Source organism: Streptomyces sp. NPDC054757 (assembly GCF_053612185.1).
In genome coordinates this window covers 98,689-118,054 of the sequence record NZ_JBSHBW010000005.1, presented here as the reverse complement: position 1 = coordinate 118,054, position 19,366 = coordinate 98,689, and the positions used below count along the sequence as shown (strand labels likewise).

The window sequence follows — 19,366 nt, the reverse complement described above, 5'->3', positions numbered from 1 at the left end:
CGTGCGCCGCCGATGGGCGGTCAGGCGAACTCGGCGAGCAGCCCGTCGACTTTGGTGTGCAGGCTGCCGATCGCGGTGTCGAGCTTCCGGGTCGCCGCTTCGATCCTCGCGACCGAGCGGTTGGTCCACTCGGTATCCGGGGCATTCATCTGTGTGACCTCGGTGCTTTCGAGTTTAGGCAGGCCCCGTTTGGTCGTGCCGATCTTCTTTCCTTTTCCCTCCAGGAATTTTTGCAGTGCGACGTCGAACTGGATGAGCTTCACGCCGAGTGTTCCGACGAGTGCGAGTCCCAGTGTCACGACCGTCGTCATCGAGAATGACGAAGTGGCGAGGCTCTTTACGCTGTCCACGATGTCCTTGCCCAGGATGCCCGACAAAAGAGTTTCGATGGATCCGGGCTCTGGTTTCTTCTCTTCTTCGGGGGCCTTCGCCCCTGTTCCGGTGGATGACTTCTTCAGTGCAGCGATCTGTTTGGCTATGTATTCCTCGGTGGCCAGTCGGCTCGGCCCCTTTCCCGGAATCGAGTCCTGGACGCCTTTTACAGCCTGCAGAATCTCGGTGTCCTTGGCGAGGAGTTCTTCGTTCGTCGTCATCGGGCAACCCTTCTACGCTTACCGGTGCTGGAATCCACCCTCAGAAGAGGTCGGAAATTTCACCATAAGAGAAACTTTGCACGGGATAGTCCCGCTACTGTCACGGCATCGGGTTGTTGCCACCAGAGGTGACGCTGTGTCATCATTCAAGAAAGGGAATGTGGAGGATCTGTGGAGACCAACGTCTGCGGAGTTGTTTTCGCTCTCGCTGTGCTGGGCCTTATCGTTTTCGGAATTCCTTACCGCACGCAGGCTCCGCTGCGGAAGAGGGGTGTGAAGACATGGGCCTGGGAGGCTTCCAAGTCGGTTCCCCAGGACGGGAAAATAACCGTGAGGTACGGGTACGACGGGCGGGATGGCGGATTGCACAGTATTGCCATGGTCGGTCTCACCTCGATGCCCTCGGGTTCGCAGGAGGTCGTGTACGACCCCGAGAACCCGAAGCGAGCGGAATTCGTTTCCCGGATGCCGGAGAATGTGAACAAGAGGCGGAATCTTCTCTATGCCTTGTGGGGTGTGGCGCTGATCTCGTTGATTCTGGGTCTTATCGGCGCTTTGACCTGATCGGCTGCAGTTCGTGCGCGGGCTTGTGGGGATATCGGCGGCGTGTGCCGCTGGCTGAGTTGGATCTGCTTACTCAATGGTTTAGGGTGCTGATTTCGCTTGGTGGGGGCCGTGGACCTAGTACTTCTGATATTTATCTTTGCGGTTTCATGCATTCTCATAGGGCAGTTCTACTGCCTGTGGCGTGCCGGGGTTGCGCGGGATTCGTGGCGTGAGGTGTCAGGCCGCTGTACGACGTGGTTTTATGCGAACAATCAAGTTGGTATGGCCTATGAGTACGTCTCGGCGGATGGTGAAACGCGGCAGGGGAAGTCAAAGCTGTACAGTTACAGTCCGCCTGCTGCTGGGTCGGAGGTTCCTGTTCTTTATGATCCGCGGCGTCAGCGTCGGTCGATGCCGCGGACGGAGGCGGATGAGCACATTGGGTTCAGTGGTGTGTTCACTGTGGTGCTGAGTTCTATTTGGTGCTTCCTTGTGGTTGTCGAGATTCTTTCTCTGACGATTTGGTCCTGACTCTTCCCTGTGGTCGCAGCGGGCTGAATGGATTTTCTTCACTCGCCTGTTTCAGCTGCCTTTGCTGGTGTAGCAGCCCCCGAGAGGACTGGGAGTGCCTGCGGCCTCTCTGTCTCCGGAGTTTGCCGCGGTGTGATCGGATGAACCATTCAAGCGTGTGCGAGTGTCGCCTTCAAGGCGCAGGTGGAGGCTCGATGTTTGTCGTTGTCGGCGTAATATTCTTCGTTTCCGTTGTGGTGCTTCTGAGTTCTGGAGTCCCTTTTCTTGCGCAAGCCCCTCTGCGTAAAAGAGGCGTGGTTGTTGATGCGAAGGTGGCGCGCCGCTCCGTTCCACGAGACGGAAAGATCGACGTGGAATACCTGTACATCACCCACGAGCGGGAGCGGCACACTATTTGGCAGCGTGGCTGCTCTCAGTACCCGCAGGGGGGTGAGCGAGTCATTTACGATCCGCAGAATCCCAAGCGGGCCGAGTTTATGATTTTCATGTCTCGGAACCCCAAGAAGAAGGTTGGCATCCTGACGGTTGTGGGAGTAGTGGCAGTCGTAGCGCTCATTTTGCTCTGTGTTGGCTTGCTGATCTGACTACGGTTGTATGAACCGGTGATTTTGCGGCCGGGCGGCGTCGTGGGGAGAAGTGTGTGAACAGAGGGTTGGTCCTCTTTATTTCCCTGCTTTGTGATAGCGCTGGTCTTGATTTTTCCGGGATGTACCGGCGCGGTGCTGTGACGCCGAACGCCTCGTGGTGCTGGCGATTCAATCCATGGAGGATTCAGTGTTCGATGCCGGTGTGGTAGTGCTCGCCGTCGCTGTCCTGGCGCTTCTTTATTCGGGAGTTCCCTTCATGCTGCAGAGGCCGCTGCGCGAACGTGGCACGCATACGACCGCCTGGGAGGTAGGAAGGACAGTTCCCCGTGATGGCAAGATCGACGTGCAGTACGCGTACGACGGGGGCGATGGGGAACCACAGCGCACCAAATGGATGCGTGGCCTCTCCATGCAGCCCCAGGGAGCGCCATCGGTCATTTACGATCCGGAGAACCCCAAGCGCTCCGAGTTCGTGTCTCTCATGCCGGAGAACGTGAAGCGGAAGCGCGTCTATCTCGGCTGCCTACTGGCCGTGGCCGCTGTCTCGCTCATCCTGGTGTGTGTCAGCGCGCAGGCGTGAGCGCCGGGTTCACTACCGGTGTGGGTCTGACCATGATCATTACTGGGCTAATTTTGCGGGTCTTCTATTCCTGACGGGTCATATTTTTTGGCAGCGTCGGCGCGCTGATGTGCCCCGTCCGGGAAGTCCTGTGCGGCTCCTGTGCCCGCCGGCCGTCCCGTGGCACGGGACGGCCGGCGGTGGCGTCAGCTGAAGAAGCGGGCCAGTTCTGAGGGGCTCGGGGCGGGCTGGGGAGTGGTGGCCGGTGAGGTGGTCTCGGCCGGTGCCCCGTCCCGCTCCGCCCGGTCGCCCGGGCGTGGTACCGGGACCGGCTGCTCGGGCGGGTCGGACTCTCCGTCGCCGTTGACGACGGAGAACATCCAGTTGGCCGCCGCGAGATGGTCCACGACGGCCGCGAGCAGGTAGTCGGTGACTGCCCAGTCCGCGGTCTCGCCGTCCGTGTCGCGGATGGTGGCGCTGTCCCGTGGCAGGTGCTTGATCAGGATCGACAGCCGGCGGGACGAGAGCCGGCCGCGATGCCAGTCGAGCAGGTCCACCCCGTAGTGCCGGAGCAGGTCGGCTTCCAGAGCCTCGGCGTGTTCTTCGGCGAACGCGACGAGGCTCAGTCTTCCCCCAGGCCGAGCCCGGTCTCCTTGCCGTACGCCTCCAGGATCGCCGCGATGTCCTGCATGGTGACGTCGAGCTTGGCGAAGCGGGCGAACTGCTGCTTGCCGAGGAGGAGTTCGAGCAGGCCGTCGACGTCGTTGTCGTCCAGGCCGCGGAGCGCCCCGGCGGTCGTGCGGGTCAGCTCGGTCGGCAGCTGGTAGGTCTCGCCGTCGAGTTCGAACGACCAGGTGCGGCCGAGCGCCTCCATGCGCTGGGCACGGGCGCTGTTCACGTCGAAGGTGGCCATGGGGTCTCCGTTTCGGATGGGTGCTGATGGGTGCTGATGGGTGCTGATGCGGACGTGCTGAGTGGTGGGGTGGCCTGGCCGGGTGGAGTCGGCCGGCCGTACGGATCCGGGGCCCGGTCGCGTACGGCGGGGTGCCGGGCCGGGCGGGCCCGGTGGCCCGGCACCCCGGGTGCTGCCCCCTGGGCGGGGGCGGCGGGTCAGACGCTGGGCGTGGACGTGAGGTACGACGGGTCCTTCATCACGAAGGTCGCGAGCGGCATGGTCTCGCCGGAGGACAGGGCCGTGAAGGTGACGCCGAGCGAGGCGGCCGCCTTGCGGGCCAGCTTGATGTCGTCCGACGCGGTGACCTGGCCACGCGGGATGACGAACCGGTACGTGATGTCCGCCCCGTCGTGGAACTCCAGGCCGAGGGCGCGCTCGTCGAACTGCGGGCCGTCCGGCACGTTGTACGAGTAGACGCCCGGGTTGGTGGTCGCGTTCACCGCGGTCACCGTGTCACCGCCCATGAAGAACGGCAGGGTGTCCTCGTTGAACTGGAGCATGGCGAACTTCAGCGTCAGATCACGGTCCGCGTAGATGAAGCGGGCCGGGCTGACCGCCTGCCACGTCTCCACCGGGTCGAGCTTGTCCTTCTTGGAGAAGGTCACGCCGTCGGTGGAGGTGTATCCGAGGTCCCGCCACACCGCGCTGTCCCAGTCGGCCGCCGGGTCGGCGGAGAACTGGGTCGGCGCCGGGGTGCCGGCCGGGGCCACGAGGATGCGGCCGGTGCCTGCGATGCGGATCTCGGACGAGTTGTTACCAGCCATGAAAGTGGCTTCCTTTCCAGGGAGTTGCCCCGGGACGGGGCCGCCGTGTCCGGGGCGGACACGGCGAAGGCCCCGCCGGTCGGTTCGGCGGGGCCCGGTTCAAGGGGGAGGGAGGAGGAGAGGTGGTGCGGTGTCAGTCCGTGCGGACGGTGAGGCGGAGGATGCAGACGTAGCGGTTGGCGCCCGCGTAGACGTAGTCGGGCAGCCAGCGCGGCCCGTCCTCCTCGGTCACGTCGCTGACGAACGACGTACCGAAGACGGTGCCGGCCGCGGCCAGCAGGGTGGCGCGGGCCGCGTTGGCCAGCGTGTGGGCCGCCGACTTCTGCGGCCCGTAGACCTCCAGCTGGATCAGCGGCCGGTCCACATGCAGGTCGTCGACCCAGGCCCCGCCCATCCGGGAGATCAGCACGGCCGGCTGGGTCCCGTTGAAACCGGCCGGTGGTGCGTCGTCGACGTACGCGTCCGCCAGCTCCGGACGGGTCTTCAGCAGATCCCGGACGATGGCCTGTACGTCCGGGAACGTGCCCGGCGCGGATGAGGGCATGGGGGTCACTCCTTTGTACGGGGCGGGGTGGACGTCCGTACGTACGGCCCGTACGCACGCCGGACAGGGGAGCGGCGGAACCGGGCCACCTGGGAGGGAAGGGGCACAGCTCCGCCGCTGCAGCCATAGTGATCGATAGGTTGCGTGCGCGCAACCAACTTTGGCTGGGTGGGGCGGGTAGGCCGTTTCGGGCCGTCATATGCCGGGCGTCCGGGTGGGTGCTGCGTTACCCTGGGCGGCAATTCGAACGTGGATTCGATCAGGCCGGACGTGGTGTGAATCGCCACCTGTGCAAGGACGGTGGGGCCGTGACGAGGAACAGCGGAGAGCAGTCGTGGTGACCGGGGGACCGAAGGAGCGGCTGGCCGACGTGACGGCCGCCGCCGTCGCGGTCGCCGTGGAATCGGCGCAGGCCGGCCGGTACACCGGAGAGGTGGGCCGGACCCTGGCCGCGGTCGTGGGGGAGGTCGGAGCCCGGATCGCCGGAGACGCCGAACTCCGCGGCTTCTCCAGTGGCTGGCAGGAGGCGATGGCGACGAGACCCGCCCTGGTACGGCCTCGGCCCCGGCCCCGCCGCCCGTTCGAGGCTCCTGTCTGACGGCGCCGCGCGGGCCTGCTGCTGATCGGCCATACGTGCTGTGCCTGCTGCTGATCGGCCGTGCGTGCTGTGTCTGCTCTGTCTGCTGCGTCCGGCCGTTGGTGCGCCGGGGCACGCGAACGCCCCCGGTTCCCTTTGCGGAACCGGGGGCGGTGTCATGTGCGGTGTCAGGTGGGGGGCTGGGTCGGTCAGTTGTCGGTGCTGCGGCGGCTGTTGCCAGTGCTGCTGTCAGCCGTGCGGCGGGTGGGGGCGCGCCGGGCGGTGCGTTCCGCGGCGAACACGTGCTCCAGGCGGAAGAGATGGTTCCGGCCCTGTCGGCCCGACGGCCGCAGATGGCCGAGCTGCACCCACTTCCTGATGGTCGCGGGCACCACCCCGGCTTCCTGGGCCGCCAGCGCGCTGGTCACCAGGGTCACGTCGGTGAGAGTGCCGTACGGGCGCGGGCTCATCGGACCTCGCCCCCCGCCGGGGTGGCGGAGCTCTGGGTGCGGGACGCCTCGACGGCTGCCCAGGCGTCCCGCTCCCAGAGGTGGCGGAAGGCCGGGTCGGTGGCGCAGTCGCACGTGGCGTCGTCGCAGCGGCAGCCCGGGTTCACGCAGAGCACGGCTTCCCGGTCCGGGAAGGCGCGCAGCGAGACGGAGTCGCACCACGGGCAGCGCCCGGCGAGCCGGGCCATCGTCTCGGTCTCGCCCAGCGCCCTGGAGCAGCGGCGCGCCATCCGGCGCAGCTCGTCGCGCGTGTGCCGGGCCAGGGTGGGGTCGGCCGCGGTGCGGTCGAGCAGTGCGGCGACCCGGATGAGTCGCTCGGGTACGGGGGCACGGCGGGGGCGGCCCAGGCGGAGCCGGTCGAACAGCGCCTCTTCGAGCTCGACCACACCGTCGGTGATGTCCCGCAGGGTGTCCGAGATGTGCAGCCGTACCGGGGCCGCGGAGTGGCCGGGGACGGCGAGTCCGTGCTGCTGCTCGTTGCGCAGGGCGTCGGCCCGGTCGGCGGCGGCGGTGGCCGCCCGAGCGGCGCGTTCGGCCGGTCCGGGAGTGTGCCGTACGGAGCGCGGGCGGCTGCCTGCCGACGGCACCAACTCGTCCAGCAGATCGGGGAACTGGCGGATCAGCAGGGCGGCCCAGAGGGCGGCGTCCCGGGCATCGTCCGCCCCGTCGCCGTGGGGTGGCCCGGTCGGGGGCCGGAGGCGGGCGCCGTGCGGCGCGGCGGCTCCGGAAACCTTCTTCTCGCTCATGGCGGTGCCTTTCTGCTCCGTGTGCCGGTATCGCGCGGTGCCGACTGTGAGGTGTGGTGCTGCGGTGATTCGGTGCTGGTGCGTGCCGGTTCAGGCGGCGGCAACGCGTTGCCGTGGACGGCGGACCAGGGCGACGGTCCGGCCGTTGCGCCAGAGGCGTCCCGCGCAGACCCCGTCGAAAAAGCTCGACGCCGGTGCCACCGTGTCCTCGCACTGCTGGGCAACTGGGCACCGCGCACAGGCCATCAGGGCGGGCGCCGCCTCGGCCGGGCGCCGGGCGAACACCGTGTCCGGGGGCAGCCCCAGACAGGCTGCCGAGCTGGTCCAGGTGTCGGAGGGGAGGGCGAGCAGGGACGTATCCATGGGTGCTCCTGGTGCGCGAGCGGGGGACGGGGTGGAGGTACGGAGGTGAGTGGGTACCGAGGTACGGAGGTGAGTAGGTACGGAGGTGCGGGTGCGCCGGGTGCGCCGGGAGGGAACCGGTGTTGCCGCAGATTCGCAGATTGCGTGCGGGCGCGCAACAAATAAATCTGGAAGGGTCGCCTCCAGTTGTCCACGGAGGGTGTTGTCGAGATCGCTGCGCGTAGGAAGGCGGCTCGGGAACGGCTCCATCTCGACAGGACCCACACATTGCGCACGCAAAAGCTCATAATTCCGTGCGCGCAAGCGCGGTAACGTGGGGCTCGCTTCGGAGGGAGGCGAGGGCCCGTGACCGCCAATGAACTCGACCAGTTCACGGCCTGGATCGAGGATGTGATCCGTCGGCGTGGATACGACATCGACAGCCCGCGCGGCGGCGGCAAATCACGCCTCGCCGACGAGGCGGGTGTGCACCGGGCCGCCATCACGCGGCTGTTGCAGCGGCAGAGCATGCCCGACCTGGAGACGATGCGCCGTCTCGCGCACGCTCTGGACATCCCTGTGCGGGAGATGCTGATCCGGTCCGGGCGCCTCACCGAGGATGAGCTGCCGCTGCCGCCGGTGGGCGACGATTTGGAGCGGGCCGCCGCCGGGGGTGCCGGGCGGCTCACGCTGGAGGAGGCCGCCGCCGCTCTGGGTGTTCCGCCCGAGCAGCGCGAGATGTTCCTGCGGGTGGCGGGTCAGTTCCTGCCCGGCGAACAGGTGGAGCGGGACCTTCCGGCCCGCCGGGCCCGAAGAGGCTGAGCCCCGAACCGGCCCGGCCTGACCTGAGCCGTCTTGACCCGAACCGGCCCGGCCTGACCTGAGCCGTCTTGACCCGAACCGGCCCGGCCTGACCTGAACCGGCCTGACCTGGACCGGCTTGAACTCAACCGACTTCATGTGGATTTACGTGGACTGGCCCGCCCCGGGCGGTCCGACCGGCCCGGCCCACCCCGGCGGCCCGGCCTCCGCTTCTTTGCCTCGGGAACGGGGGGCGCGGGACAGGGAGGGCTAAACTGTTTCCGGTCCGTTCCCTGGAGAGTTGCCGGTGATCACCGGGAGGATGTACGGGGGGTGAGCGTGGCGGTCGCCGGAAGGGGGCGGGGCGTCGGCCCCCGGACTTGGGGGCGGTAACGAAGGGGACGTCAGGAAGAGCCACGCATGGTCGAGGGCGAGGAGGGCTCCCGGCAGGCGAACGGCTCATCCGCGGGTGCGCCATGCCAGCGGCGGACGGCCGAGCCGGACGCGGGGGAGGACACGGGGCCGCCGCCCCCCGGTGATCTCGCACAACTGCTGGCCGCTGTCGGCGCGCTGCTGGAGAGTCATGCGGCGGACGACCTCGTGGTGTTGGTACGCGAGGAGCTGGAGCGGCGTGAGTTCGCCGCCTACGGCCGGGGCTGGCGTGATGCGGCGGCCCAGTACCACCAGCTCGCCGGGCGGGCGGGGGAGGACGGGGACGAGCCCGGTGACCGTGTCCCCGGGCAGGCGGCCGTCATCCCGTTCCGCCGCAAGGAGCGGTACGACCGTGTGGAGCCCGCCCAACTCCGGCCGCGCTCAGGGGGTCCGGGTTCGGCCGACCCGTACCGGGATCCGTACGGTGACCGCGCTGCGGGCCGCCGCGACGAACCGGAACCCGGCGGTCGTGCGGCTCCGGCCACGGGCCGCGCGCGACCGGAGCCGCACCGCGCGGACACGCACCTGTCGCCCTCGCGTCCCGCCGAACCGGTGGAGGTGAGTGTGGCGGCCGCGCTCGGCTCGGTGCTGACGTCGCCGCCCGACCCCCGGGCGCCCCGGGGTGCCCGGCTCCGGCCGTCGGCCCCGGATGTCCCGGCCGCTCCGTCGCCCCGCCCGGCCTTCGCCACCAAGAGCCGCCGCTCCAAGGTCCCCACCATCCCGCGGCTGCCCAGCCCGCGCCGTCGGGGCAGCCCCGACGTGGAGGGGTGACCGGGCGCCGCGGCGGGGGCGGTGCCTCACGTCCCGTCAGGTGTGTCCGGGGCGGCCCGTCGGGTGGGGCCGGGGCCGTCCTGCCACCTGGTGCATCCGGGGCGTCCCGTCAGGTGTGGCCAGGGTGTCCCGTCAGCTGTGCCCGGGGCCGAGCGGGCGCAGTGCGTCGACGATCAGGTCGAGCAGGCGGCCGATCCGGTCCGGGCTGTCGTCGGCCGCCGTGGAGAGGAAGGCGCCGAGGAGCAGGGCGGTGACGTCGTCGGGGTCGGCGTCCGCGCGGAACGAACCCGTACGTACCCCTGCGGCGAGGATCCCCGCGATCGCCCCGGTGATGCGCTCCCGCGTGGTCGGTATCGCCATGGTTCCCGACGCCCAGCCGGCCCGGAGCGTGTCGATCATTCCGCGCTTCGTCGCGACGAACGCCGCGTACCGGTCCATCCAGGCGCGGAGCGCGGCCTCGGGCCGGTGCCCGGTGAGGAGGGTGTCGGCCTCGGCGGTGACCTGGTCGAGTTCGGCGGCGTAGACCGCTTCGACGAGTGCCTCGCGGGTGGGGAAGTGGCGGTAGAGCGTGCCGATGCCGACGCCCGCGTCACGGGCGACGGCTTCGAGCGGGACCTTGTCGTCGGCGGCCGTGAAGGCGGCCCGTGCGGCCGTCAGGAGCTTCTCGCGGTTGCGCCGCGCGTCGGCACGGGCCGGCCGGTCCGTGCCGGTGAGGCGGTCGGCCGGGGAGCCGGCGGGCGGCGGTTCGGGCGTGGTCAAAACGGAGGGACCTCCGGGTAGTGCTACAGTCGCATAACGGAGACTCCTCCGCTTTCTCCATCGTCGCACGAGGACGGGATTTCCATGACCCCAGGCAACCCTTCTCCCCGCACCCCTTCGTCCGGTGCGGACGCCTCCGGCGCCCCTTCCGCCGGTACCCACACCGATACGTACACCGGCACTGACACGCACACCGGCACCACGGCCACCGGTGCCCCGCGCCCCGGAGGCCCCGGTCTCCTCGCCGGGCGCACGGTCTCCCGTGTCGGCTACGGGGCGATGCAGCTGGAACGCCTGGCGGACGACCGCGCCGCCGCCCTGGCGATCCTGCGGCGCGCGGTCGAGCTGGGCACCGACCACATCGATACGGCCCAGTTCTACGGCGACGGATTCGCCAACGGTGTCATCCGTGAGGCGATCCGCCCCGGGGACGGTGTCCTCGTCGTCAGCAAGGTCGGCGCCACCCCCGACCCCGGAGGACCCCTGCCGCTCCGGCTCGCACAGCGGCCCGATGAGCTGCGGGCGAGCGTCGAGGACAACCTCGTGAGCCTCGGGGTCGAGCAGATCCCGCTGGTGAACCTCCGCCGCGCGGACTCCGGGCCGGGGCTGCGGGCCGAGGGGGATCAGGTGGTCGACCTCGACGACCAGCTCGCGGTCATGGTGGCCATGCGCGACGAGGGCAAGATCGGGGCGATCGGGCTCAGCAGTGTGAGCATGGACGTCCTGCGCCGGGGCATCCCCGCGGGCATCGCCTGTGTGCAGAACGCCTACAGCCTGGTGGCACGCGACGACGAGGAGATGCTCGACCTCTGCGCCGCCGAGGGCATCGCCTGGGTGCCGTACTTCCCGCTCGGCAGCGCCTTCCCCGGTATGCCGAAGGTGGCCGACGAGCCCGCGGTCGCGGCGGCGGCGGAGGCCCTGGGCCGCACCCCCTCGCAGATCGGCCTCGCCTGGCTGCTCCACCACGCCCCGAACGTCCTGCTCATTCCGGGCACCGCCGACGCCGGGCATCTGGAGGCCAACGCCGCCGCCGGGTCGGTCGTGCTGGACGCCGCGACGCTCGCCGAGCTGGACGCCGTACCGCCGCGCTCGGGCGACATCGCGCTCGGGTGACATCGGGCCCGGGTGGCCCACCCAAGGGTGGCCCACCCCCGGTCGTCACGGTCGTCGCGGTCGCCGCAGCCGGAGGCCGGTGCTGCGGCCTCGCGGTGTACGCCCGGACCAATGCACCGATCCGGTAACCGGGTTACGCGCTCCCGGCACCGCCCCGCGCCCAACTTGCCACAATGCAAGGGTGTCTTCTCCTACGTCTGACCCTGCGCCTGCTGCTTCGCCCGACTCCGCGCCGGACCCCACGCCCGACCTCGAATTCGACGACGGTACGCCGGTCCGCTTCCTGCTGGCCCCGGTGGAGGGAGCCGCGACCCCCGACCCCGGCTGTGATCTCCCGGAGGGCATGGGGCAGGCGGTGCCGGTGGGCGCGGGCGGCCGGGCCGTCGCCAGTTTCGCCGCGGGGGCGCTGCGCGGGGTGCTGAAGCCGATCGGCCCGCTGCTGGAAGAGGTGCACCACGCCGTCTCCTCCGCACCCGAGCCGCCCACGGAGATGAGCGTGACCTTCGGCGTGCAGGTGGGCCAGGACCTCAAGTTCGGGATCGTCGGCGCCACCGGGCAGGCCCATCTCACCGTCACCGCGAGCTGGAAACCGGCTCCGGCCCCCGCCCCGGCCCCCGCCCCCGCCCCGGCTCCGGCGCCCGCCCCCGCCCCCGCAGCCATTCCCGCTCCCGCTCCCGCCCCCACCGGGGAGTGAGCGTGGGCTGGTTCCGGGCCGCGGGGGAAGCGGACGACGACCCGTCGCTGCATGTCGTGTCCGTCCTGCGGGCCGAGGGAGACAAGGCCGCGGGGGCCGGCTTCGTGCTCGGCTCCGACACCGTGCTGACCTGCGCCCATGTCGTCAACGACGCGCTGGGCCGGGACATGTTCGAGTCCAGGTCGCCCGGGTCGGGGGAGATCCCCGTGGAGGTGCGCGAGGCAGGGCTGCCCGAGCGGTACCCCGCCCGTGTGGCGCACTGGATCCCGCCGCGCGGCCAGGACGGCGGCGCGGTGCGCAGGGGTGACGACGCATGGCTCGGCGACCTGGCGGTGCTGCGCGTCGACGGGCCCACCGGCGACCTGCCTGCCGTGGGCCGGGCCCCCATGGCGGTCGGCCAGGAAGTGGGGGCCTGGCACGGCGGCGGCCGGGCCGCCACCCTCGCCCGCCTCACCGTCGCCTCGCTCCACCGCTCCCTCGGCTACCTGGACGGCGAGCCCACCGGTATGGCGGTCGGGGCCGGTTACAGCGGTGGACCCCTCTGGTGCCGGGCGGAGCAGGCTGTCGTCGGACTCGTCGTCGCGCACTTCATGCCGCCCCAGGACCCCCGCACCGGGGCCCCGCTCCCGTACAGCCCGCAGCAGCTGGTCCGGCGCAGCTGGGCCATCCCCTGGCAGCGCGTCGAGGCCGAACTGCGCCCCCTGGGCGTCCTCGACGCGGTGCTCCCCGCGCCCTTCGACGCCGACGACCCCGCCTTCCTGCTCCTTGTGGAGGCGATCGAGGACCTGCTGCCCGTGCTGAGCGAGCGGATCGACCGCGCCCAGCGGCTGGCCACCGCGTGCGGCACCGCGTACGGCAGCGGTGTCACGCCGCCCACATCCGAGGAGTTCGCGGCCTTCCTCCTCACCCATCCACGCGCCCTGGCCGCCTTCTCCGGGATCCTGCGCCGGGACAGCCCGGAGGCCGCCGACCGGGTCCTCGCGGCGGGCGGACTCTCCCGTACGCCCAGGCTGCTGGCGCCGCGGGAGTACGCCGCACTCCGCCGGCAGCTGCGGTCCATGGACCAGGCGGTGCTCGGACGGTTCCCCGAGGCGGTGCGCGCCGCGCTGCCGCATCTGGCGGCGCTGCCCGGCGGGGACTCGCTGGACGCGCTCCTCGACCATCTGGAGGTCCTGCCCGGGGACGGCCACTCCACGGGCGGGGAGCGCCGGGTCCCGGCGCTGCTGCGGGTCATGGAGTACGTCGGCGCCCTGGGCACCGGACCCAGGCGGGCGGAGCTGCGGCTGTGGGCGGACGGGGTGGCCGGACGGCTCGGCATCACCCGGGCTGCGCTCGGCGAGCGGCGAGCCGACGCGCAGGAGTGGGAGCGCTCGGTGCGGACCCGCTCGGCGCGCGTCCGGGTCCTGGTGCAGGTGACGCGGGCCGGGCCCGGCCGCCACCAGCTGCGGAGCTGGTGCGACGAGGGGGCCGGGCCCCGGCAGGTGTCGACGGACAGCGTCATGTCGTACTCGGCATCGGAGGCGGCGCGCGAGGTGCTGCGCGTCCTGGACTCGCTCACGCCCCCGGCCGGGGACGAACGGCCGCCGCTCGTCGAGGTGCTCGTGGACCGCACCGGTCTCAATCTGCCGGTGGACGAGTGGGAGGCACGGGATCCGGACGAGATCGTGCCGGGCGTGCTCGGCGTGGAGTTCCCGCTGGTCGTGCACTGCCCCGAACTCCTGCGCAGACACGGGCGTTTCATGTCGCACTGGCGCAGCAGATGGAACCGGCTCGACTCGGGGCGGACCGTCGTCGTCTCGGAGTCCATGGACCGCGACACCGTCTACTCCAGTCTGGTCAACCAACTCGACGCGGTGCGCGTCTCCGTGGACGTACCACCCGGCCCCCGCGACGGCATCGTGCAGATCTGTCTCGCGCTGGGCATCCCTGTGGTGGTGTGGGACCGCGGCCGGGACGGAGCGTCACATGTCGTCGAGCACATGGCGGACGTCGCCACCCGGGAGCTGCCCGACGGGGTGCGCGGCTACCGGGCCAGGGCCAGGGCCAGCCCGCCCGAGTTCCCCGGCCGCCCGGTCCTCGCCTGGGCCGACGCCGACCGTACGGTGCCCCGACTGCATCTGACCGAACCACAGGAGAGCACATGACAGCCGACGCGGATGCCGATGCCAACGCCGCCGCCGACACCGCTGCCGGCACCGGCACCGGCACCGGCACCGGTGCCGATGCCGACTGGCGGCTCTTCCGCGGCGACGGGGTGCCCCGGGCCGTCGCCCTCCCGTCCGCCCCGCCCTGGCGCCGGTTCACCCCCGTGCGGTCGATGCGGCCGGAGCTGCCGTATCTGATCGAGCGCAGGCACGCCGACGTCGTCAACGCGGCGCTGCATCTGCGCCGTCCGCTCCTGGTCACCGGCCCCGCGGGCACCGGCAAGTCGTCGCTGGCCCGCGCCATCGCGCACGAACTGAACCTGGGCGAGCTGCTGCGCTGGCCGGTCAACAGCCGTTCCACCGTGAAGGACGCGCTCTACCAGTACGACGCGATCGGCCGGCTCCGTGAGACGACGCTGAGCCGGGACCGCGGTGAACGCGAGCCGTCCATCGGTACGTTCATCCGGCTCGGCCCGCTCGGCACCGCCCTGGTGCCGTCGTCCACCCCGCGCGCCCTGCTCATCGACGAGATGGACAAGGGCGACGTCGATCTCCCCAACGACCTGCTCACCGTCTTCGAGGAGGGCGTCTTCGACATCGCGGAGCTGACCCGGCTCCCGGAGGACATGGCCGATGTGGAGGTGCAGAACCTGGACCACCGGGGCACCGTCCTGGTGCACCAGGGCCTTGTGCAGTGCGCCGAGTTCCCGGTCGTCGTGATCACCAGCAACGGCGAGCGCGACTTCCCGCCCGCGTTCCTGCGCCGCTGTGTACGGCTCGATCTGCCGGTGCCCGACGAGGAGCGGCTGCGGGCCATCGTCGCCGCGCACCTCGGCGATGAGGCGCTGCGGGAGGCCGAGGACCTGATCGAGGTCTTCCTGCGCCGCCGGGCCCCCGGCGAACTCGCCACCGACCAGCTGCTCAACGCCGTGTTCCTGCGGGCCGGCGGTATCGACCTGGACGCCGAAGGGCTGCTGGACGCCGTACTGCATCAGCTCACCGGGGCGATGTGACCGGGGCGGGCGACCCGGGCGGCCCCCGCACCCCCGCGCCCCCGGACAGTGGCGGCCCGCTCGCCGAGGCGCTGCGGGTGCTGTCCGCCTGCGGCCACGACCTGGACGCGGACCAGGTGCTCGACGTGCTCTGGCTGGCCCGGAGGCTGCCCGCGGGCCAGGACGCCCCGCTCCACCGGGACGAGCCCACCGCACCGCATCACCCGGTGCCCCCGGAGCCGGGACCCGAGGGGGCGGAACCGCGCAGGTCCGCACCGGAGCCCGACGACCCGGACCTCCCCGACCTCACCACCCCGGCGCTCTACGCGGCGGCCCGCCAGTCACCGGCCCCCGAACCGCCGCGGCCCCGGCCGGGACCGCAGCCCCGCCGGGCCATGCCGCTGCGCGTTCCCGAGGACAAGGCACTCGCCGACGAACTCGAACTGGGCCGTTCCCTGCGGCCGTTGCGGCGCAGACGGGACAGCCGCCACCGTACGGAGATCGACGAGGAGCGCACCGCCGCCGGGCTCGCCGAGACCCGGCTGGCCGATGTGGTGCAGCGGCCGGTGCGCGAGCGCTGGCTCAACCTCGTCCTGCTCGTCGACGACGGTCTTTCCATGCTGCTCTGGCACCGCCTCGGCACGGAGCTGCGCACCCTCCTCGAACGGCTCGGTGCCTTCGCCGCCATCCGGGTGCTCGGGCTCGACACCCGCTCCCCGCACCAACCCCGCCTGCACGCACGGCCCTTCCACACGGACAGCGCCGAGCTGCCGCTGAGCGGCATCAACGACCCTTCGGGCCGTACCCTGCTGCTGGTCGTCAGCGACGGCATGGGCCCCGCCTGGCGGACCGGCACGATGCACGACCTGCTGGCCGGGCGGGCGGCACGCGGCCCGGTCGCGGTGCTGCACACCCTGCCGCCCGGCATGTGGGAGGCGTCCGGTGTCTCCGCCGAGCGGTGGATGGCCACCACCCGGCGGATCGGCGGCGCCAACACCTCCTGGGAGATCGCGGACCCGGTCCTCCCCCGGGGACTCGCCGACTTCGACGGAGTGCCGGTGCCCGTCCTGGAGCCGACGGCCGACTCGCTGCGGGACTGGGCGCGGCTGCTCGCCTCGCCCGGCACCACCGTCGAGCTGCCGTTGCTGACCCGCCCCGACCCGTACGGGGCCGTGGCCCCCTCACACGACCTCGGCAGCGTGCAGCACTTCCGGGACGCCGCCACCCCGGAGGCGTACCGCCTCGCGGCCCATCTCGCCGCGGTCTCCCCGCTGTCCGTGCCGGTGATGCGGCTGGTGCAGACGGCGGTGCCCTGGAAGGCCGGTACGTCCGACCTCGCCGAGGTGTTCCTCGGCGGTCTGGTACGCCCGCACCCCGCGCCCGTACCGGGCCCGCTCCCCGCCAAGCACCGGATCTTCGACTTCTCCGACGAGGCCAAGTCGGTGCTCCTGGACGCAGTACCGCAGGCCGAACTCCTGCACACCAGCCGCCGGATCGGCAGACGTCTCGGGGAACTCGCGGGAAACGCACCGGACTTCCCGGCCTGGCTGGCGCACCCGGACGGCTCCGACCGGCTGCCCGGCTCGCACCAGCCGTTCACCAGCGTGGAGCGGCGGCTGCTCAGCCGGTTCGGGGTCTCGTTCGGCGACCGGAGGGGCGGCCCGGAGCGGGAACCGGCAGGCCCCGACACCGACCAGTGGGAGCCGCTCACGGACAGCGACCCCGACCAGCTCGGCGGGTATGTCCTGCGCGGCCGTCGCCGCGGGCGCCGCACCGTCCTCTACCGGGGCGTCGACCCGAGGGGCGAGGAGGCCGTACTGCGGATACCGCGCCCCGATCTCCCCTCGGCCAACAGCCGGCTGATCGACGTGGAGGCCGAGGTGCTCCGCCGGCTCCAGGGACAGTGCGCCCCCACGCTGCTGGCCGGCGGGCTCCGGGACTCGCCGCGCTGGCTGGCGATGACACCGATCGCCGACGCGGACACCCCGACCGCGCAGCCGCCGCGCCTCGGGGACATCTACGCCCAGGCGGTGCAGGCCGGGAGCGCCCCCTTCGACATCCTGCGCGGGCTGCTCGTCGCCTGCTACCTGGCGAACGCCCTCACCGTCTGCCACGTCAACGGCATCGTGCTCGCCGACCTCAGCGCCGACAGCGTCTTCGTGCTGCGCCGCACCGTGGTGCTCGGCGACCTCTCGGACTGTGCGGTCGACGGCGAGTACCTGGGCTCGGGCCCCGTCCCGACCCGCGAGGACAACATGCGCTCCCTCGGTGAGCTGCTCCAGCTCATCAGCAGCAAGGCGGGCCTCGAACTGCCGGGCCTGCCGGAGGGCATGCACCTGTGGCAGGGCGGCACCTGGGACCAGCTGCGCGCTCTGGTGCTGCGCTGCCTCGACGCGGACCCGGCGCAGCGGCCCGCGGCGGGCGAGGTCGCCGAACTGCTCTCCCGGTACGTCGCCCGGGTGCGGCTCCAGCGGGGCGGCGCGGAGCCACAGCTTCCGCCCGCGACCACCCGGGCGCCGTCGGAGCGGCCCCCGCTCGAACTGCACTCGGAGGGCGGCGGTCCCCGCCCCGCCGACGCCGGTCTGCGGCTGCCGCGCTTCGGGTCGGCCCGCCGCGAGACGCTGGCCCGCCTGGAGCGGCTGCGCGTACCCCTGGCGTACAGCAGGCGGCTGACCCTGGCCGGCGCCTACCACTACAGCGGCCGGGCCACGACGACGATGGTCCTCGGCTCGCTGCTCGCCGCCGTACGCGGCGAGCCGGTCCTGGCTCTGGACGGCGCCGCGTCCGAGGGCTCGCTCGACGCCTTCCTCACCCGGCGCAACGAGGCCGTCGTACGCGATCTGGCCGGGCTGCCCCCCACCCCCTCGCACGGGGAGATCCGCGCCCTCACCACCCGGCTGCCCTCGGGGCTCGAAGTGCTGGCCCACCGCGGCGGCCACTTCAGCCACAACCCGGCGCACGCACAGGAGTACGCCGGGATGCTGGCCAGGACCGCGCCCCACTACTCCTGTGTGCTGACCGACTGGTCGCGGCTGCGCCTCGACCGTTCGGCCGGTGCGGTGCTGGACCACACGGACCGGCTGATCGTGTGCTGCGGCACCGCGGACTGGTTCCTGGACGCGGCGGTGCGGACCCTCGAAGCGGTACGCGAGGACGGGCGCGGGCGGCTGGCACGGGAGGCGGTGGTGGTCGCCGCCGAGATCGGCGGGGCCTCGGGCCGACGGCTGCCCGGTTCGTTCGCCGGGCGGCTCGGCATCGACCCCGCCCAGGTGGTCCACATCCCCTTCGACGCGGCGCTTCAGTCGCCAAGTTGGGAGCTGGACCGGTTGCGGGCGGCCACCGTGAACGCGTACCTGCGCCTCGCGGAGCTGGTCCTGGGCTCCGTGGACCCCGTGGACGCCGCAGGGCCCACGGGCCCCGGCAGTCCCACGGACCCTGGCAGCCCCGCCGACCCCGAAGGCCCCGATGGCCCCGCGAACCCCGGAGCCCCCGCCGCTACTTGATGCCGGTCGTCGCCACGCCCTGCACGATGCGCCGCTGGAAGACCAGGAACACCGCGATCAGCGGCAGGAACCCGAGCACCGACGACGCCATGACCTCCGCGTACTGGATATTGCTGTTGTTGACCAGGGACGCCAGACCCACCGGGATCGTCTGCGACTTGGTCTGGTTCAGCACCAGCAGCGGCCACAGGAAGGCGTTCCAGGAGCTGATGAAGGTCAGGATCGACACCGTCGAGATCGCCGGGCGGCAGATCGGCATGCAGATGGTCCGGTAGACCCGCCACCAGCTCGCCCCGTCGATGCGCGCGGCCTCGATCAGCGCCACCGGGATGCCCTTGAAGAACGCCTGGAAGATGAAGACCGACACCGGAGCCGCCACCGACGGCAGGACCAGCGCCCAGTAGGTGCCGAGCAGATGCAGCGACCGGTACTCGATGAACTGCGGCAGCACCAGCGCCTCGGTCGGCAGCATCAGCCCCGCCGTGACCAGCGCCAGGACGACATTGCGGCCGGGAAAGCGCAGAAAGGCCAGGGCGAAGCCGGCCATCGAGCAGAAAGCGACCGTGAAGACGACCGCGAGCACCCCGATGACCAGGCTGTTGAGGTACCAGGAGCCGATCGGATAGGCGTCCCAGGCGTACGAGTACGCGTGCAGGGACCAGCCGCCAGCGAAGGGCGACGTCGGGTTCGCGGTGATCGAGCCGTCCGGGCGGAACGAGGTGATGAGCGCCCACGCGAACGGCACGAGCCAGATCAGCGCGAACAGGGTGAGACAGACGGCGCAGAGCCGGTTGAAGAGTTTCGCGCCGTTGACGGCGGGCGCCGCGGGCGCCGAGGGCTCCGCGGGCGAGCCCTCGCCGGCCGGCCGGGTCCGGGTGATGCCGGTGATGCTGCTCAAGGTGTC

General features: G+C 71.2%; 21 protein-coding genes. 11 read left to right on the top strand and 10 right to left on the bottom strand.

Translation table 11 applies throughout. The annotated features are described in order from the left end of the window. Positions 1–20: 20 nt before the first annotated feature. The gene (locus ACWGKJ_RS09270) at positions 21–593 is read right to left on the bottom strand and encodes a hypothetical protein (RefSeq protein ID WP_385024410.1); all 573 of its coding nucleotides are present in this window, start codon (positions 591–593) and stop codon (positions 21–23) included. Between the two features lie 171 nt (positions 594–764). On the opposite strand from ACWGKJ_RS09270, the gene ACWGKJ_RS09265 reads away from it, so the two are divergent. The 3 genes from ACWGKJ_RS09265 to ACWGKJ_RS09255 all read left to right on the top strand — a co-directional run bounded on the left by ACWGKJ_RS09265 (position 765) and on the right by ACWGKJ_RS09255 (position 2,837). Beyond that, on the top strand, positions 765–1,157 hold the full coding sequence (locus ACWGKJ_RS09265) for a hypothetical protein (RefSeq protein WP_385024412.1): 393 nt from the start codon (positions 765–767) through the stop codon (positions 1,155–1,157). A gap of 707 nt (positions 1,158–1,864) precedes the next feature. Then, positions 1,865–2,254, top strand: a complete 390-nt coding sequence (locus tag ACWGKJ_RS09260) for a DUF3592 domain-containing protein (RefSeq protein ID WP_385024416.1) — start codon at positions 1,865–1,867, stop codon at positions 2,252–2,254. A gap of 157 nt (positions 2,255–2,411) precedes the next feature. Then, on the top strand, positions 2,412–2,837 hold the full coding sequence (locus ACWGKJ_RS09255) for a hypothetical protein (protein ID WP_453315697.1): 426 nt from the start codon (positions 2,412–2,414) through the stop codon (positions 2,835–2,837). 185 nt (positions 2,838–3,022) lie between these two features. Here ACWGKJ_RS09255 and ACWGKJ_RS09250 read toward each other — a convergent pair whose 3' ends face one another. From ACWGKJ_RS09250 to ACWGKJ_RS09235, 4 genes are all read right to left on the bottom strand, one after another. After that, entirely contained in the window at positions 3,023–3,373 is a 351-nt protein-coding gene (locus tag ACWGKJ_RS09250; protein ID WP_385020731.1) for a hypothetical protein, read from the bottom strand. A gap of 65 nt (positions 3,374–3,438) precedes the next feature. Beyond that, complete coding sequence (locus ACWGKJ_RS09245; protein ID WP_385020728.1) at positions 3,439–3,729, bottom strand: hypothetical protein; 291 nt, start codon at positions 3,727–3,729, stop codon at positions 3,439–3,441. 197 nt (positions 3,730–3,926) lie between these two features. Beyond that, entirely contained in the window at positions 3,927–4,535 is a 609-nt protein-coding gene (locus ACWGKJ_RS09240; protein WP_385020725.1) for a phage tail tube protein, read from the bottom strand. Positions 4,536–4,668: 133 nt separating this feature from the next. Next, positions 4,669–5,079 carry a hypothetical protein gene (locus tag ACWGKJ_RS09235; protein WP_385020723.1) on the bottom strand — a complete coding sequence of 137 codons (411 nt, stop codon included), beginning with the start codon at positions 5,077–5,079 and terminating at the stop codon, positions 4,669–4,671. A 334-nt stretch (positions 5,080–5,413) separates the two neighbouring features. Between ACWGKJ_RS09235 and ACWGKJ_RS09230 the strand changes: the two genes are divergently transcribed. Continuing rightward, positions 5,414–5,677 carry a hypothetical protein gene (locus ACWGKJ_RS09230; protein WP_385020720.1) on the top strand — a complete coding sequence of 88 codons (264 nt, stop codon included), beginning with the start codon at positions 5,414–5,416 and terminating at the stop codon, positions 5,675–5,677. Positions 5,678–5,865: 188 nt separating this feature from the next. Here the strand turns inward: ACWGKJ_RS09230 and ACWGKJ_RS09225 are convergent, their stop codons facing one another. The 3 genes from ACWGKJ_RS09225 to ACWGKJ_RS09215 form a co-directional block, all read right to left on the bottom strand. Then, on the bottom strand, positions 5,866–6,126 hold the full coding sequence (locus tag ACWGKJ_RS09225) for a hypothetical protein (protein WP_385020717.1): 261 nt from the start codon (positions 6,124–6,126) through the stop codon (positions 5,866–5,868). Next, entirely contained in the window at positions 6,123–6,911 is a 789-nt protein-coding gene (locus tag ACWGKJ_RS09220) for a hypothetical protein (protein ID WP_385020714.1), read from the bottom strand. The genes ACWGKJ_RS09225 and ACWGKJ_RS09220 overlap by 4 nt, the downstream gene beginning before the upstream one ends. A 90-nt stretch (positions 6,912–7,001) precedes the next feature. Next, on the bottom strand, positions 7,002–7,274 hold the full coding sequence (locus ACWGKJ_RS09215) for a WhiB family transcriptional regulator (protein ID WP_385020711.1): 273 nt from the start codon (positions 7,272–7,274) through the stop codon (positions 7,002–7,004). A gap of 345 nt (positions 7,275–7,619) precedes the next feature. Here ACWGKJ_RS09215 and ACWGKJ_RS09210 point away from each other — a divergent pair, with 345 nt between their 5' ends. Together ACWGKJ_RS09210 and ACWGKJ_RS09205 are read left to right on the top strand one after the other, a co-directional pair. Then, positions 7,620–8,075 carry a helix-turn-helix transcriptional regulator gene (locus ACWGKJ_RS09210; RefSeq protein ID WP_385020708.1) on the top strand — a complete coding sequence of 152 codons (456 nt, stop codon included), beginning with the start codon at positions 7,620–7,622 and terminating at the stop codon, positions 8,073–8,075. 399 nt (positions 8,076–8,474) lie between these two features. After that, on the top strand, positions 8,475–9,257 hold the full coding sequence (locus tag ACWGKJ_RS09205; RefSeq protein ID WP_385020706.1) for a hypothetical protein: 783 nt from the start codon (positions 8,475–8,477) through the stop codon (positions 9,255–9,257). Between the two features lie 132 nt (positions 9,258–9,389). Here ACWGKJ_RS09205 and ACWGKJ_RS09200 read toward each other — a convergent pair whose 3' ends face one another. After that, the gene (locus ACWGKJ_RS09200) at positions 9,390–10,016 is read right to left on the bottom strand and encodes a TetR/AcrR family transcriptional regulator (protein WP_385020703.1); all 627 of its coding nucleotides are present in this window, start codon (positions 10,014–10,016) and stop codon (positions 9,390–9,392) included. Between the two features lie 84 nt (positions 10,017–10,100). Here ACWGKJ_RS09200 and ACWGKJ_RS09195 point away from each other — a divergent pair, with 84 nt between their 5' ends. The 5 genes from ACWGKJ_RS09195 (at position 10,101) to ACWGKJ_RS09175 (ending at position 18,462) form a co-directional block, all read left to right on the top strand. Next, positions 10,101–11,129 carry an aldo/keto reductase gene (locus tag ACWGKJ_RS09195; RefSeq protein WP_385020700.1) on the top strand — a complete coding sequence of 343 codons (1,029 nt, stop codon included), beginning with the start codon at positions 10,101–10,103 and terminating at the stop codon, positions 11,127–11,129. Positions 11,130–11,310: 181 nt separating this feature from the next. After that, positions 11,311–11,823: a CU044_2847 family protein gene (locus ACWGKJ_RS09190; protein WP_385020698.1), complete on the top strand. Its 513-nt coding sequence runs from the start codon at positions 11,311–11,313 to the stop codon at positions 11,821–11,823. A gap of 2 nt (positions 11,824–11,825) precedes the next feature. Further along, complete coding sequence (locus ACWGKJ_RS09185) at positions 11,826–13,967, top strand: VMAP-C domain-containing protein (RefSeq protein WP_385020695.1); 2,142 nt, start codon at positions 11,826–11,828, stop codon at positions 13,965–13,967. After that, a complete protein-coding gene (locus tag ACWGKJ_RS09180) occupies positions 13,964–14,980 on the top strand; it encodes an AAA family ATPase (RefSeq protein WP_385020692.1) in 1,017 nt (338 codons plus the stop codon). The genes ACWGKJ_RS09185 and ACWGKJ_RS09180 overlap by 4 nt, the downstream gene beginning before the upstream one ends. Continuing rightward, positions 14,977–18,462: an SAV_2336 N-terminal domain-related protein gene (locus ACWGKJ_RS09175; RefSeq protein ID WP_385020689.1), complete on the top strand. Its 3,486-nt coding sequence runs from the start codon at positions 14,977–14,979 to the stop codon at positions 18,460–18,462. Before ACWGKJ_RS09180 ends, ACWGKJ_RS09175 begins: the two co-directional genes overlap by 4 nt. Here ACWGKJ_RS09175 and ACWGKJ_RS09170 read toward each other — a convergent pair. Then, the gene (locus ACWGKJ_RS09170) at positions 18,455–19,360 is read right to left on the bottom strand and encodes a carbohydrate ABC transporter permease (protein ID WP_385020686.1); all 906 of its coding nucleotides are present in this window, start codon (positions 19,358–19,360) and stop codon (positions 18,455–18,457) included. The two genes, ACWGKJ_RS09175 and ACWGKJ_RS09170, sit on opposite strands and share 8 nt — an antisense overlap. Between the last annotated feature and the right edge of the window lie 6 nt (positions 19,361–19,366).

Excerpts from the sequence above, each read along its gene's own strand:
- ACWGKJ_RS09270 (WP_385024410.1), bottom strand. The coding sequence starts at position 593 with ATGACGACGAACGAAGAACTCCTCGCCAAGGACACCGAGATTCTGCAG.
- ACWGKJ_RS09260 (WP_385024416.1), top strand. The coding sequence starts at position 1,865 with ATGTTTGTCGTTGTCGGCGTAATATTCTTCGTTTCCGTTGTGGTGCTT.
- ACWGKJ_RS09245 (WP_385020728.1), bottom strand. The coding sequence starts at position 3,729 with ATGGCCACCTTCGACGTGAACAGCGCCCGTGCCCAGCGCATGGAGGCG.
- ACWGKJ_RS09240 (WP_385020725.1), bottom strand. The coding sequence starts at position 4,535 with ATGGCTGGTAACAACTCGTCCGAGATCCGCATCGCAGGCACCGGCCGC.
- ACWGKJ_RS09235 (WP_385020723.1), bottom strand. The coding sequence starts at position 5,079 with ATGCCCTCATCCGCGCCGGGCACGTTCCCGGACGTACAGGCCATCGTC.
- ACWGKJ_RS09225 (WP_385020717.1), bottom strand. The coding sequence starts at position 6,126 with ATGAGCCCGCGCCCGTACGGCACTCTCACCGACGTGACCCTGGTGACC.
- ACWGKJ_RS09220 (WP_385020714.1), bottom strand. The coding sequence starts at position 6,911 with ATGAGCGAGAAGAAGGTTTCCGGAGCCGCCGCGCCGCACGGCGCCCGC.
- ACWGKJ_RS09215 (WP_385020711.1), bottom strand. The coding sequence starts at position 7,274 with ATGGATACGTCCCTGCTCGCCCTCCCCTCCGACACCTGGACCAGCTCG.
- ACWGKJ_RS09205 (WP_385020706.1), top strand. The coding sequence starts at position 8,475 with ATGGTCGAGGGCGAGGAGGGCTCCCGGCAGGCGAACGGCTCATCCGCG.
- ACWGKJ_RS09195 (WP_385020700.1), top strand. The coding sequence starts at position 10,101 with ATGACCCCAGGCAACCCTTCTCCCCGCACCCCTTCGTCCGGTGCGGAC.
- ACWGKJ_RS09180 (WP_385020692.1), top strand. The coding sequence starts at position 13,964 with ATGACAGCCGACGCGGATGCCGATGCCAACGCCGCCGCCGACACCGCT.